Below are 15799 nucleotides of genomic sequence, written 5' to 3' on the forward strand. Positions count from 1 at the left end.
TTGAAGTTACCCATTTTAAAGCCGGTTTTTTTAGATATTCGGCCTGATTTTGAAGAAAAGCGAGTATACACGCATGGTTGGCAAAAACAATTAGCATATCAAAAATTAAGATTCAAAACCATGCTTGATAGCCCGGGGTATTTTAATCATTCGCTTTGGGATACGCTTAGCGGTGAATACTATCGCAGTTTTATTGAAAAGACAGATTATTTTCATATTTTTGATTATTGGCGTTGGGATGAACAAATTTTTGATAACACATTAATCAATGATTATGACTGGAAAACAGCGATTGATACTAATACAACCTGGCGTATCGGAGTTGGAACAGCTGCTTTCTATAATTATATATACTATTTAGTCACCGGTTTTATCGAACATGATACCTTTAAAAGTAATCAAATCAGAGAAGGGCAAATGACAGGTGAAAAAGCGTGAACATTGGTAGCAGATGAAAATCAACCAAGATATGAAAATATTCGTTGATATCTTGATGTCTTAGGTATGGATTTTACTGATGTTGTAAAAATAATAAATGCGATCCCCAAAAAGTATAATTTTTAAATAGAATATTATTATGGGCTACATCATGTACAAATATAAAATTGTTTATATAATATCTGAATATTTATTTTATAAATGATAAAATTTATTATTTAAAAAAGTCAGAGTTTATTTCTATTTTTTGATATTAAGAAATTTAGTAAAAATGATATCATTTATGTTTTAGGAAAAACATAGAAAAAATTAGAATAACAATTATCTCTTAAAGTTTTATTATGTTAATTTAAAAATAAATACATTACATCAAATATTGCGATTAAATGGTTATGTAAAGATTATTTAATTGCAATTATAGTGAAATTTATAAATTAATAATGATAAATAAGAAATTATTATTATCAGGATGTTTATAGTGAATATACTATATATCAATCATTATGCTGGCAGTCCAAAGTATGGTATGGAATATCGACCTTATTATCTATCAAGTGAATGGATAAAATTGGGTCACAATGTTAAGATTATTGCTAGTTCTTTTTCTCATCTAAGAAAGATTCAACCTGAAAGTAAATATTTACAACCTTTTCTAGAAAAAATTGATGATATTCCATACTTATGGATAAAAGGTATAAAATATAAAACAAATGGTTTGGGCAGACTTTTTAATATTTTGTCTTTTTTATCCGGTGTATTTTTTAGAGCAAAAAAAATAAGTCATGAATTTAAACCTAATGTTGTAATTGCATCTAGTACCTATCCATTAGATATTTATGTCGCTTACTATTTGGCAAAATGTAATAATGCAAAATTAGTTTTTGAAGTACACGATTTATGGCCACTTTCTCCAATAGAACTGAGTAATATATCTCCTAATAATCCTTTTATGAGATGGTGTCAAGCGGCTGAAGATTTTGCTTATAAAAATTCAGATATTGTGGTTTCAATACTGCCAAATGTACACGATCATATGCAAACACATGGTCTAGATCTAAATAAACTTCATATCGTGTCCAATGGTGTTGTTGCCGATGATTGGAAAACAGATAATATTTTACCTATACCTGATAGCTTACAAAATATTATTGATTCTTTAAAAAAAGAAAATAAATGTATCACAGGTTATGCAGGTTCTCTCGGTATGCCTAATGCGATGGAATATTTACTTCAAGCTGCGAGCTTAATTAAAAATTCCAACTTTCATTTTTTAATTGTTGGAGATGGACTTGAAAAAAATAATCTTATCAAGCTTTCAATAAAATTAAATCTAGATAACGTGACGTTTCACAATCAAATCGCAAAGAAAGCGATTCCTGCATTATTATCATATTTTGATATTGCTTATATAGGTTGGCGTAAAAAATCTATCTACCGTTTTGGTATTGCGCCAAATAAGTTGTTTGATTACATGATGGCCGAATGTCTGATATTACATTCGGTTTCTGCTGGTAATGATCTTGTTCAGGATGCATTCTGTGGTGTCTCAGTGGAGCCAGAAAATCCAGCAGCAATTGTTCAAGGTATACTTAAATTAAGTCATTTAGATAAAAGTATTGTAGTAAAAATGAAAACATCTGGGCGTGATTTTGTTATTAAAAATCACACATATACTGTTCTAGCCAATAAATTTTTAAAGGTTATTTCTAATGAATAATGGATTTTTACCCTTTTCTTTTCCTGAAATTGGGCAAGAGGAAATTGATGAAGTTGTAGATTCGTTAAAAAGAGGTTGGATCACCACAGGGCCAAAAGCGAAACAATTTGAACAAGATTTTGCTAGTTATCTAGGAAATAAAGTTCAGGCTATTGCAGTCAATTCTGCAACTGCAGGATTACATTTAGCACTTGAAGCGGTAGGTATTGGTCCTGGTGATGAAGTTATTGTGCCAACTTATACTTTCACATCAACAGCAGAAGTGGTTCGTTATTTAGGCGCGGCTCCAGTTTTTGTGGACTGTTGTAAAAATTCGTTAAATATGGATCCAGTTGCGCTTGAAGCAGCTATTACCAATAAAACCAAAGCCGTTATTCCGGTTCATTTTGCTGGTTTAGCCTGTGATATGGATAAAATTATAGCTATTGCAAGAGAAAATAATTTAAAAATAATCGAGGATGCAGCCCATGCATTGCCTACTATTTATAATGGAAAATTGATTGGAACATTAGATACGGATGTCACTGTATTTAGCTTCTATGCAAATAAAACAATGACAACAGCAGAAGGTGGAATGTTAGTATCTAAAGATCCGAATATAATCGCTAGAGCTAAGATAATGCGTTTACATGGTATTAGCCGTGATGCATTTGATCGCTATCAATCTCAAACGCCAGCATGGTTTTATGAGGTTGTTGAACCTGGTTTTAAGTATAATATGCCCGATATCGCTGCTGCAATTGGTATTCATCAACTGAAACGTTTAGATTCTTTCCAGAGAACCAGAGAAAAAATGGCAAATATCTATAATGATGTTTTTAAAGAATTACCGCTTATTTTGCCGGAAAAAGCCGCTGAAAATAGTCAACATGCATGGCATTTGTACCCTATTAGGCTTGATGATTCCGTCAGTATTAGTAGAGATGATTTTATAATTGAAATGTATAAGAAGAATATTGGTTGCTCGGTACACTTTATTCCGTTACATAAACATCCTGTCTGGCGCGATAGATATAACTTAAAACCCAGTAGTTTTCCTGTGGCAGAACAAGCTTATCAAAATATAATATCAATTCCTCTATATGCCGCAATGACACATAATGATCAATTAAGGGTGATCGATGCAATAAAAGAGATTTTACTCTAGATGAAAACTCATTACTTTTTTATTAAGAGATTATTGGATGTTTTGGTATCATTATTAGGATTAGTTATTTTATCGCCTTTACTTATTGGTATAGCTATCTGGATAAAAATTGATTCTTTAGGTCCAATTTTTTTCCGGCAACTACGGGTAGGTTTGCATGGTAAGACTTTTTATATACACAAATTCAGAAGTATGGCAATAAATTCTGAACAGCAAAGCCAACTTACGATTGGAAGTGATAGTAGAATTACTCGTTCAGGAAAATTTATTCGTAAGTATAAAATTGATGAACTTGCTCAGCTTATTGATGTATTGCAGGGAACTATGAGTTTAGTTGGCCCAAGACCAGAGGTTCCAAAGTTCATGAATATATATCCACAAAAAATTAGAAAACAAATATTGTCAGTCAAACCAGGTATTACTGATCTTGCCTCTATTGAAATGATCGATGAGAGCTGTATTTTGGCAAAATATTCAGATCCGCAACAAGCATATATTGATGTTATTATGCCAATAAAGTCAGAGTATTATATTAAATATATACAAAAAAGATCTATCCTATTTGATATAAAGGTCATTTTTATGACGATTTTTAAAATACTCAAAAAGATAAAGTAATAAAATGAAAACTCTCGCATTAAGTAAAACCAGATTATTAAAATTTATAGTATTATTATTCGTTGATGTGGCTATTATGTTTTGTTCTTATTGGGGAGCATTATGGCTTAGGTTAGATAGAGATACACCTCTTTTTAGTTATTCTCACTGGTTCGTTATCTCTTTGACGATTGTTGTTTCGATTTTTTTCTTTATTCGAATTGGGTTTTATCGAGCCATCATTAGATATGTGAATATAAGTATTTTAAAATGGACGTTTATTGGTTCTATTATTTCATCAATATTGTTGATTGCTTTATCTCTTTATCAGCAAGCGTTTTTACCCAGGACTGTTCCTATAATTTATTTTTTTCTTTTAGTCATATTTTTATGCGGCTCGCGTATTTTTTATAGAAACTTAATTAACATTATGACTAATAAAGGGATCCCGGTATTAATATATGGAGCGGGAGAATCGGGAAGACAACTGGTAACGATACTAAGAGAGCATAAAGAACTTAACCCAATTTGTTTTATTGATGATAATCCACTAAAAAATAACCATACTATACAAGGCCTAAGAGTTTATTCTATAAATAAGGTAGAAAATTTAATAAAAAGGAAACAAATTAAAAAAATTCTCCTTGCAATGCCTCAGATAAGCAACAATAGAAAAAAGGAAATTTTACAATATCTAGAAAAATTTCATTGTGAGTTGCTGACAATACCAAATTTTAATGAGCTTGTTAATGGTACCTCAAAGATTAGCGCTCTTAAAAGGGTATCTATTACAGATATTCTTGGAAGAGAACAAATTTCTCCTATGACGGAGTTATTATCTAAAAATATCACTGGTAAAAATATATTAGTTACTGGAGCTGGAGGTTCGATTGGTTCTGAGCTTTGTCGACAGATTATTAAACAAAATCCCAATCAATTAGTATTATATGAAATTTCAGAATTCTCTCTTTATTCTATACATTGTGAACTGATACCATTATTAAAAAACAGTAACATTAATATAATTCCAATATTAGGAGATATCAAAAATAAAGATAAACTGAAATTTTTATTTAGGAAATTTAATATTCAGACAATTTATCATGCTGCTGCATATAAGCATGTTCCATTGGTTGAGTATAATATAATTGAAGGTATTCAAAATAATATATTTGGTACGTTATTTTTAGCTGAAGTTGCAAATGATTGCCAAGTAGAGAAATTTGTTTTAATTTCTACGGATAAAGCGGTTAGGCCGGCAAATGTAATGGGAGCAACTAAAAGATTTGCGGAATTGATATTGCAAGCCCTCGCAAATACTCAATCGAAAACACACTATTCGATGGTAAGATTTGGGAACGTGTTAGGTTCATCTGGTTCTGTCGTTCCATTATTTGAAAAACAGATAGCTCAGGGAGGCCCTATTACGTTAACACATAAATATATCACTCGATACTTTATGACTATCCCTGAAGCCGCTCAATTAGTGATACAAGCAGGTGCGATGGGTAAAAGTGGTGATGTTTTTGTTTTGGATATGGGAGACCCTGTAAAAATTTATGATTTAGCAATAAAAATGATTAATCTGTCAGGGCTTTCATTGAAAGATGAAAATAATCCAGTAGGTGATATTGAAATTCAAATAACTGGTTTGCGCCCTGGTGAAAAACTTTATGAAGAACTCTTGATTAGTGATAATATTTTAGGTACTGCCCATCCTTTGATTATGACCGCAGAGGAAAAATTTTTGGATTGGGAACAGTTAATTGAAATAATTAATAATATGGATTATCACTGTCATCAGAAAAATTTGACTTCCTTAAGAGAGCTGCTGCTTAAAGCACCACTTGATTTCAATCCTAAAGATAAAATTTGCGATTTATTTTTATAAAAATTTTAACGTTTACTTTTTTTAATAATTTAAGCTTTGTAATAATATATGTAAAATTAATAGACTAAGGTATTATATTTAGTCTATTGTTTCTTGCTTAATATTCTTTGTGTAATGAAAGAATAATCAATAAGCATGAAGGTTGTAATAAAAGCTGATTTTGCAAATTTAAACGTTAAAAAATAAAAATGTAACCTCATAAATTCATTAAAGACATTCTCATACTCAACAGGCGATAATTGGTTATTTGTCGTTTGATCTTATTCAGTTGTAGTAACCAAGGTAATCCAATAAGTTTTGTTTCATTTCTTCTCGATTAGCACAATCAATCATACTTTAAGTTGCCAAAAAATCGTTCTACTATCAGGGCATTATCTGGCCAGCGCCTTAAGCCTTCGTGGCTCGCTTTCGGATCATCGCTTTTCCGTAAAGATTGATATTTGCCTTAATGGATATAGGCTTCCTCAATCACTGCGTAAAACCTCCCTCCTTTCGTTATTTAACCACCAAACCTAACTGCCTGTGGTCTATTCAAGCTTAATTTTTTTCATATCAAGATGTTGCATATAAGCTCAATGTATTGCTTTAGCAAAATGTCCGAATTTATTACAGCACAATAATTTCGTGTTTAAAGGTGCTAACGACGCGGCTGGCGAAAAAATATTTAACGATGGTTTGACGCATTGGGCCGTGAAGATAGCAATAAAGATGGCATGATTGATATCCTATCTGAAATCAGTTACTCAGTTACGGGCTTGCGATGCAAAAGTTGATACACAATAGCTTAAGACACTGACAGAACTAGGGATCACTAAAATTAGCTTCCGGCCCTTGCATTAAGCTGAAATCGGTGACGGCAATCAGGTAGTTGCTAGAGTGGATGGTTAAGGATATATCATGAATATAAATATTGGATATTGCTAGCAGTGGCAGCTAGTTTTTTAGCTAGTTGCGATGATAAAAAGCAGACGTTGTGCCCGGAGGCGGAATCGACCACCAACACGAGGATTTTCAATCCTCTGCTCTACCGACTGAGCTATCCGGGCAACACCGCGCATTAAACCCTATTCCACACAACTCGTCAATGTATTTCCGGTAAAAAATGCGAAATCATGCTTATTTGCTGTTTTTTTGAACCACGAGATAATGACTATCTTTTTTGTAAATTATTTTTTTAATTTAATGCATCATTCTTTCTACATTTAGCAATAGTTAACCTGAGTTCGGGATAAGCATTATCAATTATACTTGAAGATACGTACCTGCAACAGGTATCTTTGGTTTAGATGGCATTAAACAATATGCAACCAGTCCGCCTAATAAATTCACTACAAAGTTAGCCGGAGAGCGATGTCGCGTATGCTCTATTTGACAAAGATTTTTTAACTCATCAAATACCGTTTCAATGACAGAACGATGACGCAAGATGGCTTTGTCGAAACAAGTCTGTTTAATAGGCTTCATTTTCTTCTTGATATTCGTTATAAGGCTAATTCCCATCGTTTTGAGTTGCTGTTTCAGTGAAGCCGATAAATACCCTTTATCTGCGTACAAACAACCAGAAAGATCCTTTGTCAGCTCAGGCAATGGTTTCCGATCATCGGTGTTTCCTGGTGTGAGTCGAAAACTGAGTATTTCCCCCAAATGATTGATAATTACATGAAGCTTGAAACCAAAGAACCAACCTGTTGAATTTTTTCCCCGTTCAGCTATCCCATTGAAGACTTTATGTCTGCGGATCCGTAAGTTATCACACACCGCTATCGGAGTAGAATCGGCAACCGATAGCCCCGTGCATTTTCCCTTAATTGACTCAAACAGTGCCGTTAACGCTAAGGCACTACGCGGAAGTAACTCTACACAGCGTGAATAGGATGGCAAGTTAGGAAATTCCTTCCGGAGATATAAGCGGACATAATAGAGATAAAATACCTTGAATTGCCTGAATCGGAGTTGATGAAACAACACAACCAGTGTCATCATTTCCGCCAACGAAAGCTGAGTAGACCGTCTACGACGCTTAGTACCGTTAGTCAGCAAATATTCATGCATTTTTGGCTCGAAGTCTTTGCAAAAATCATCCATCAGGCAATAAAGTTCAGTAAGATTTTCCATAATTGTTTAACAATGCTCTACTCTTTAACCAGACTGTTAGAGTATTTTAACAAAACAGGCTCATTCAACTATTTGAATATCAAGACTTTCTCTTTATTTCTTATCCCGAACTCAGGTTAGTTAAGATATCTTCTGCTAGTAGTTTGGCGATCAAAACATCTTCAATATTTCTCTTAACCACTAATTTGCTTAGACAATCTTCTAAAATTAACTCCATTTGCTTAGCAACTTGCTCGCTGTCGTCTATATCTAGTTGCCTTAGCAGCTCAAGACTAAAATTAAATGACAATTTTTTTTGCTGTTCACTCAGTTGATGAATTGGATGCTCTGGATCTGGAAAAATACTGCATGCAGCAATAAATAGGCAGCCTGGAAAGCGATTATCTCTGACTTTTTGAGCTAACTGGTTATAACGGGCTAATAGTTTTTCTTCCGGAGAAAGTTGGTCATTGAGTTGTATCTGCCGCTGCCAGGTCTCAATTTGTTGACTATGGTGACGTAAACAATCATAAAGCAAGGCTTCATTATTTGGCCAAAATTGACGCGATTTATTGAATTCTACTTTAAGTTTATTAAGTAATATTTCAATATTACAGCCAAGGCCATGTTGTTCTAACAGTTGTAGTACAGAGTTCAGTACTTACTCACGTTGCATGTTTATTTCCCTTGCCGTTGCGTAATTTGTTCTAAATGCTGATAGAACATTTTGCTATTCATAAAACCATAAACCCTTGAATTAGGTAATTCGATGCCTTTATCATCATAGAAAATAATGGTGGGTAATGCATAGACATCGAGATATTGTAAAAGAGATTTTTGTTCAGCATTATTTTCTGTCACATTGGCTTGCAGTAATAACATATTATCCAGTTTACTTTTGACCTTGGGATCACTAAAGGTATATTTTTCAAACTCCCTACAGGCGACACACCAATCAGCATAAAAATCAAGCATAACTATTTTGCTAGTATTATTGTTTATTGCTTGTTTGATTTCTTGCCAATTTTTTACCTGTTTAAATTTTAAATCCATATGGTCTTGTGGTTTTGATATGGCTGGTATTTGCCAAACTCCATTTTGTAGCGGCTGGGCTGCTATGATAGCTAATAGTAAAAATAAGATCTGTCCAATCCGCGCCCAGCCGTTATGTTTCTTAAGTAATAGAATGAACACCCATATACAAAATGCAGTTATCAATAAACTGCTTAACCTAAGACTCCAGATCTCGCCAAAAATCCGCTCGAGTAAGAAAATGGGTAACGCTAAGATCACAAAGCCAAACGCTTCTTTAACATATTGCATCCAAGGGCCGCTACGAGGAAGTAGTCGATGGCCAAATAATATTATGCCAATAAGTGGCAGCCCCATACCTAATGCATATAGGTAAAGTGTTAGACTTCCGATTAACAGATTTCCGCTTTGGGCAATATAAAGCAAAATAGCACTGAGGGGCGCTGTGGTACAGGGAGAACAGATAAGTCCGGCTAGTGCGCCCATAATAAATACACCAAAATAAGATCCTGCTTTTTGGTGGTCGCTCCAATTAATCAGTTTTGTTTGCAGTGAAGATGGTAGCTGTAGGTTATAAAAACCAAACATCGAAAATGCCAGCAGAATAAACAGAACGGAAATTATGATCAAAACATAGGGGTGCTGAAGTGCGGCTTGAAATGATAAACCGGCCGCTGCAACAATTAGCCCCAATAGGGTATAAGTGAGAGCCATTCCTTGAACATAACTAAAAGCTAACCAAAAAATTTTTATTAAACTTTTGGGTCTTTGCTTACCTAATATAATACCTGAAATTAAAGGGTACATCGGTAAGACGCAAGGAGTAAATGCAACACCAATACCGAATAGCAGTGCCCATAAAGGTGAAAAAGGTTGCTCTGTTTTTCCGCTAGTCGCTTTTTTCGCTGACGAGTTAGCGTTTGGTTGAACAAATTTACTGGTGGCTAGCGATTTTTTGGTGGCAATGACGGAGCTAAGTGGAATAATTTTTGTTTCTGGTGGATAACAGTAGCTGGCAGCTGCACACCCTTGATATCTCACTTCAATATTGGCTTGGTCTGTGGCACTGATAATAGGAATATTAATAACTAAATTATTAAAATAAACAACTGTTTTACCAAAAAATTCATCTTCATGATATTTTCCTTTTGGTAATTGATATTTACCGAGCTTGGCATGATTGGGAAGGAATTTTATCTGTTTTTGATAGAGATAATAGCTGGGCTGTATTTGCCAGTTCACTATCAATTTGTTGTCTTTTTGTTCAAAATCAAACACGAAGGCTTGATCAGCAGAGAGCAATTGATTCATTCCTCCTTTTTCAAAAATAGCATATGCTGCGGTTGATAAAATGAATGTCCCACACAGTATTAGTAATAAGCTTAAAACATAAACACGTCTCTGCATAATAGATTTAAAAATAGCTGTTAAGTTTAAAATAAGATAATTATTGAACTATAACCTACTGTTTATCGATTGGAAAAGTTTTAGTGGCTAATTTGTTTAAAGAATATTGATTGTTACGATAAAAATTCAAGGACTTTAGGTCCTTGAATCAGATTTTTCTAACATTAAAGGATGATGCTACCAAACAAAAAACCGAAAAGGACAGATGGGCAAACACCAATAGTGCCAGGAATAAAAAATGGATGATTAAACATAAAGCGACCAATGCGAGTCGTACGGGTGTCATCCATTTGAACAGCGGCAACTAATGTTGGATAGGTTGGTAAAACGAAGAGACCCGAAACCGCAGAAAAAGAGGCAATGGCGGTTAATGGACTGACGTTTAAAGCAAGCGCCATTGGCATTAGCGCCTTAGCCGTTGCAGCCTGAGAGTAGAGTAGTGCAGAACAGATGAAAAATATCACCGCTAGCATCCATGAATGATTATGAATAAGTTGACCGGCAGTGGCTTTTATCCACTGAATATTAGCCTGGACAAAAGTATCGCCTAACCATGCTACGCCTAAAATACAGATACAGGCACTCATACCTGCTTTAAAGGTACTAGAATTTAAGATAGCATCTGTTTTAACATGGCAACTTAGTGTAATTAAGGTCGCTACACTTAACATAATAATCAAAATTGCATTGGTCGTATTCATTAGTGGTGTTTCAATTAGACCAAGACTGGGGCTATTAATCATGGCATAAATAACCACATATATGACACCTAGCAGAAAAAATAACACTGACTTTTTCGCGCCAGCTTTAATTTTTTTAGACTGACAACCTCTTAATTCAATTAATCCGGCGGATAAACGTTGTTGATAAATGCGATCATTAGCCAGTTTAGAATCAAAGCACCAAGAAATAATGAATGACATAAGTAAAACACGAGTTTCGCAATCTCCAAAAAAGAAGTATAAATTTAAAAACAAGAAAAAATCAGGGTGTTCATATTTTGTCGGGTTATCCATGTATTAAAGATATCTATAAAACATTCTTACAAGTAAGCAGTTTAAGATACTCTGGTTTAGCGTTATCAGAAGTAAGCCCATCGCCTTTATCTCATGACACTGTTAGCCGATGGCTAAAAAGTAGATGTTTTAGACCTAAAGACCTATGGCGATTAGTTGAACCTTCTATAGACAAAAAAAGCCCTTGCGTACTAATTGCCGATGATACATTGATTGCCAAAACACGTAGTAAAAAAATAGAGATGGTCCATTATCAATATTCAGGTAATGAACATGAGGTTATTGCTGGCATAGGTTTAGTTAATTTGCTTTGGCATGATCTGACGAAGGTTGAATCAATTCCTATCAATTATCGTATTTATGATAAAGATTCTGATGGAAAAATAAAAAACACGCACTTTTCCGAAATGCTCACTCTTGCTAAAAAAAGAGGGATCATGACAGAAGCCGTAGTGATGGATGCTTGGTATTCTAGCCTGGATAACCTGAAATCAATTCGCTCTCATGGTTGGATCTGGGTAACCAGGCTGAGGAAAAATAGGATTGTTAACCATAACAAACAACTGAACAAGTTAGACATCTCAGAAGAAGGAACGTCAATACACTTGCGAGGATATGGTTGGGTAACCGTTTTCAAATTTACAGCCAAAAACGGCCGTATTGATTACATAGTAACAAACAAAGAGAATCCCACCCGTCAATACCTCAAATCTATCATGGATGCCCGTTGGTCTGTTGAAGTTTATCATCGAGAAGTTAAACAAAACTGTGGTATTGAACGCTGTCAGGCTCGCACGAGGCGAGCGCAAAGAAATCATATTTTTCTCGCTATTTCTGCGTGGTTTGAACAACATAAACGTCGTATATCTGAAAAAATAACCCTTTATCAACAAAATTGGGACGTAATCAAAAGTGCTATTACTGAGCAAATCCCTGTTTTATTAGCGTACCCAAATTAGTTTTGTGCGAAACTCGTGTAAAATAGCTAAAAAAGTTGCCGGTAAGAGAATCGCTAGTAAGCTAATATAGCTAATGGGTTTAATAACCATAGCCGGATTTTCCATAACCGAAGCAATATAGACCACAGTAGCTGAAATCGGTGATGCAGTGATGCCGATTTGTGCCGCAACAATAGCTGTTGATAAGGGCCGGCAGGGTTTAATACCATTTTCTTTAGCAACTTCTGCAATAACCGGTAAAGTTGCCAATGAAATATTACCTGTACCTGCAAATAAAGTCAGAAAATAGGTAACGATTGGTGCTAAGATGGTAATGTATTTAGGATTTTTACGAAGTAATTTTTCTGTTTGATCAATCAAATAATCTAATCCACCGGCAATTTGCATGGCCGAGATAGCGGCGATAACAGCCATAATAATGGAAATAACATCATAGGGTATTGTTCCTGGTTTAACACCTAAAATTGCCAGCATCAAGACGCCAAGACCGCCAGCAAAGCCTATACCGATACTTCCTAGTCGAGCTCTCAGAAAGATGGCCAGCAGAACAATAATAAATTCTACGGCTAACATAATGTTTACTCCTTAAAGTAATTGATAATATTTTGTTTGTTTTTTGTATATGCATAAAGTAAAAGGCACGCTTCTTTGCAGAGAGCGTGCCTTAAAAATTAAGACGAATTAATTTTTATTGTTAACATGCTAATTTAGTCATCAAAGCGTTTCGCTTTATACTGAGGATTTTTTAGATTTTCAACAGAGAAAATATCGTCTAATTGTTCTTCTGTTAGTAAACCTCGCTCTAATACTACTTTTCTAACATTTTTACCTGTTTCAGCGCATATTTTACCGACGATATCGCCATTATGATGACCGATAAATGGATTAAGATAAGTGACAATGCCAATCGAATTAAAAACATATTTTTCGCATATTTCTTTATTGACGGTAATACCGTTAATGCATTTTTCCAGTAAATTACGGCAAGAATTATTCATTAATGAAATAGATTCAAAAATTGCCTGGCCGATTGCCGGCTCCATCACATTTAATTGCAATTGTCCTGCTTCCGCTGCGATAGTAACACAAGTATCGTTGCCAATAACTTTGAAGCATGCTTGATTAACCACTTCAGGGATAACAGGATTGACTTTAGCAGGCATAATAGATGAACCCGCTTGTAGTTCGGGTAGATTGATTTCTTTTAAACCAGCACGAGGGCCGGAAGAGAGTAGGCGAAGATCATTACAGATTTTTGATAGTTTAACTGCTAAGCGTTTTAATCCTGCATGTACTGTAATATAAGCACCACAGTCGGAAGTTGCTTCAATTAAATCTTCTGCCGGAATGCAGGGCAATCCTGTTACTTCAGCTAATTTTTTTACCACCAATTCTTGATAACCGGCAGCGGTATTGACTCGGGTTCCGATTGCGGTTGCACCAAGATTGACTTCAAGTAATAATTCACTAGCGCGGTGTAAATTTTTTATTTCTTCTTTTAATAATGTAGCAAATGCATGAAATTCTTGCCCTACTGTCATAGGAACCGCATCTTGTAATTGGGTGCGACCCATTTTAAGAATATCTTTAAATTGGTTGGTTTTTTGTTCAAAACCTTCTTGAAGTAGGGTAATTGATTTAATTAGATTAGTAATAGAGTTATAAACCGCAATTCGAAAGCCGGTTGGATAGGCATCATTAGTTGATTGACTCTTATTTAAATGGTCATTGGGATCTAAATATTGGTATTCACCTTTTTTATGTCCCATTAATTCAAGACCAATGTTAGCCAGGACTTCGTTAGTATTCATATTTAATGATGTACCGGCTCCCCCTTGAAAGACATCTACTGGAAACTGATCCATGCACTTGCCTTTATCTAAAATTTGGTCACAGGCATTAATAATCGCATCTGCTTGTTTTTGTGGAATGGTTTTTAGTTCTTTATTTGCCATTGCCGCTGCTTTTTTTACCATTACCATTCCACGAATAAATTCGGGTACATGATTAATAGTTCGGTCGCTAATATAGAAATTCTCGATCGCACGCAATGTATGAATACCATAATAGGCTTCAGCAGGTACATCTCGTTTACCTAATAGGTCTTCTTCAGAACGGATACTTTTAGACATACAAACCTTCTTAAAATTAAATAGCGATTTACTAACTGAATATGTAATGTAATAGTAAAAATGGATTATATTAACGTCAGATTTGAAATTAATAACTAAGATTTTAATTATAACCGTGATATATATTCCGAAATAGTGGTATTGTCATAAATATGGAATACTATATATGCATCTTAGTGGATTAAATATGATATGTGTGATCACATTCACATAACCCATTAAAAACATTAAAATTTTTTATCATTGAAAAATGTATGATAGATCTGCATCATATAGGTATTATCGGCTTATAAAGCAAATATTGTGATATTCATTTTTTTGAGAAAATTTATCTTGCTAAGTCAAGAGGCTAGCGTTTTATTAGCAAATATTAGGAGAATTGTATGCGTTGGTTTCCATTCATACTTTTATGCCTGTTAATTTATATCGAAGCAGTTATTTTTGTTAGAGTTGCTGAGAGCATAGGTGTATTAACCACTTTAATATTGGTCGTTTTAACTTCATGCCTTGGAATTTCTTTAGTAAAAAGTCAGGGAATTAAGAACTTATTGTTAATACGTCAAAAATTAGCTGACGGTGAAAATCCGGCCGAGGAGATGATTAAGAATGTGGCCTTAGTGATTGCAGGTATTCTGTTAATCATACCCGGTTTTTTTACGGATTTTTTAGGTTTGTTACTACTATTTTCTCCGATCCAAAAACTGATAGTCGTGAAGCTTATGCCGCATATTCATTTTTATTCTGCCGGGGCAGCTAACGATAATTTTAACCGTTCTTCAAAAGGGCATACCTATGAAGGCGAATTTGATAGAAAATCTGATTCTCCATCAAACAGCATTAAACATGAAGACAAATTTTCTAAAAAAGAATATCATGATGATAAATAATACTAACGATTTTGTTTTTAAGTAGAAAGAAAAAATGAAAAATTTTTTGTATACCCCCTTGAACTGATTTTAATTGACCCCATTTCGTCAAACAGGGTACTGGTTTAATAAGACATACTAGTATCATCCTTATTTACCTTATATGGATTTTATTTATAGGAGATCTATTAATGAAGATACGTCCATTGCATGATCGGGTTATCATCAAGCGCGAAGAAGTTGAAGCTAAATCTGCTGGAGGCATTGTTTTGACGGGCTCTGCGGCTGGTAAGTCAACTCGAGGCAAAGTGCTAGCTGTTGGTAACGGTCGCATTTTAGAAAATGGTGAAAATAAACCGTTAGATGTGAAAGTTGGCGATACTGTTATTTTTAACGACGGCTATGGCGTGAAGACAGAAAAGATTGATAACGACGAAGTATTGATTATGTCAGAAAGCGATATTCTGGCAATTGTTGAAAAATAATTTCTCGCTTAGATCTTC

General features: G+C 34.4%; 12 protein-coding genes, 1 tRNA gene and 2 pseudogenes. 8 read left to right on the top strand and 7 right to left on the bottom strand.

What is annotated here, in order from left to right; genetic code table 11:
- The 5 genes from V3224_RS17010 to V3224_RS17030 all read left to right on the top strand — a co-directional run bounded on the left by V3224_RS17010 (position 1) and on the right by V3224_RS17030 (position 5790).
- A complete protein-coding gene (locus V3224_RS17010; protein ID WP_334471944.1) occupies positions 1-438 on the top strand; it encodes a hypothetical protein in 438 nt (145 codons plus the stop codon).
- A 478-nt stretch (positions 439-916) separates the two neighbouring features.
- On the top strand, positions 917-2155 hold the full coding sequence (locus V3224_RS17015; RefSeq protein ID WP_334471946.1) for a glycosyltransferase family 4 protein: 1239 nt from the start codon (positions 917-919) through the stop codon (positions 2153-2155).
- Positions 2148-3302 carry a DegT/DnrJ/EryC1/StrS family aminotransferase gene (locus tag V3224_RS17020; protein WP_334471947.1) on the top strand — a complete coding sequence of 385 codons (1155 nt, stop codon included), beginning with the start codon at positions 2148-2150 and terminating at the stop codon, positions 3300-3302. The genes V3224_RS17015 and V3224_RS17020 overlap by 8 nt, the downstream gene beginning before the upstream one ends.
- Positions 3303-3920, top strand: coding sequence for a sugar transferase (locus tag V3224_RS17025; RefSeq protein ID WP_334471949.1), 618 nt, complete (start codon positions 3303-3305; stop codon positions 3918-3920). It begins immediately after the preceding gene.
- A 4-nt stretch (positions 3921-3924) separates the two neighbouring features.
- The gene (locus V3224_RS17030; RefSeq protein WP_334471951.1) at positions 3925-5790 is read left to right on the top strand and encodes a polysaccharide biosynthesis protein; all 1866 of its coding nucleotides are present in this window, start codon (positions 3925-3927) and stop codon (positions 5788-5790) included.
- Between the two features lie 974 nt (positions 5791-6764).
- On the opposite strand, the gene V3224_RS17035 is transcribed toward V3224_RS17030, so the two are convergent.
- The 5 genes and pseudogenes from V3224_RS17035 to V3224_RS17055 form a co-directional block, all read right to left on the bottom strand.
- A tRNA-Phe gene (locus V3224_RS17035) sits at positions 6765-6836 on the bottom strand.
- A 196-nt stretch (positions 6837-7032) separates the two neighbouring features.
- Complete coding sequence (locus V3224_RS17040; RefSeq protein ID WP_334467716.1) at positions 7033-7905, bottom strand: IS982 family transposase; 873 nt, start codon at positions 7903-7905, stop codon at positions 7033-7035.
- Positions 7906-8005: 100 nt separating this feature from the next.
- Complete coding sequence (gene dicD / locus V3224_RS17045) at positions 8006-8542, bottom strand: division control transcriptional repressor DicD (protein WP_334472062.1); 537 nt, start codon at positions 8540-8542, stop codon at positions 8006-8008.
- Between the two features lie 20 nt (positions 8543-8562).
- A complete protein-coding gene (locus V3224_RS17050) occupies positions 8563-10323 on the bottom strand; it encodes a protein-disulfide reductase DsbD (RefSeq protein WP_334471953.1) in 1761 nt (586 codons plus the stop codon).
- A gap of 164 nt (positions 10324-10487) precedes the next feature.
- Positions 10488-11255, bottom strand: a pseudogene (locus V3224_RS17055) (anaerobic C4-dicarboxylate transporter family protein); the annotation flags it as partial.
- A gap of 68 nt (positions 11256-11323) precedes the next feature.
- Between V3224_RS17055 and V3224_RS17060 the strand changes: the two are divergent.
- On the top strand, positions 11324-12298 hold the full coding sequence (locus V3224_RS17060) for an IS701 family transposase (RefSeq protein WP_334471955.1): 975 nt from the start codon (positions 11324-11326) through the stop codon (positions 12296-12298).
- An 18-nt stretch (positions 12299-12316) separates the two neighbouring features.
- Here the strand turns inward: V3224_RS17060 and V3224_RS17065 are convergent.
- Both V3224_RS17065 and aspA read right to left on the bottom strand, forming a co-directional pair.
- Positions 12317-12871, bottom strand: a pseudogene (locus tag V3224_RS17065) (anaerobic C4-dicarboxylate transporter family protein); the annotation flags it as partial.
- A gap of 134 nt (positions 12872-13005) precedes the next feature.
- Positions 13006-14430, bottom strand: coding sequence for an aspartate ammonia-lyase (aspA, locus tag V3224_RS17070; protein ID WP_334471957.1), 1425 nt, complete (start codon positions 14428-14430; stop codon positions 13006-13008).
- Between the two features lie 383 nt (positions 14431-14813).
- Here aspA and V3224_RS17075 point away from each other — a divergent pair, with 383 nt between their 5' ends.
- Entirely contained in the window at positions 14814-15317 is a 504-nt protein-coding gene (locus V3224_RS17075; RefSeq protein WP_334471959.1) for an FxsA family protein, read from the top strand.
- 170 nt (positions 15318-15487) lie between these two features.
- Positions 15488-15781, top strand: coding sequence for a co-chaperone GroES (locus V3224_RS17080; protein WP_032116137.1), 294 nt, complete (start codon positions 15488-15490; stop codon positions 15779-15781).
- The last annotated feature ends 18 nt before the right edge of the window (positions 15782-15799 follow it).

It is taken from the genome of Arsenophonus sp. PmNCSU2021_1 (genome assembly GCF_036919435.1).
Taxonomy (GTDB): Bacteria; Pseudomonadota; Gammaproteobacteria; order Enterobacterales; family Enterobacteriaceae; genus Arsenophonus; species Arsenophonus nilaparvatae.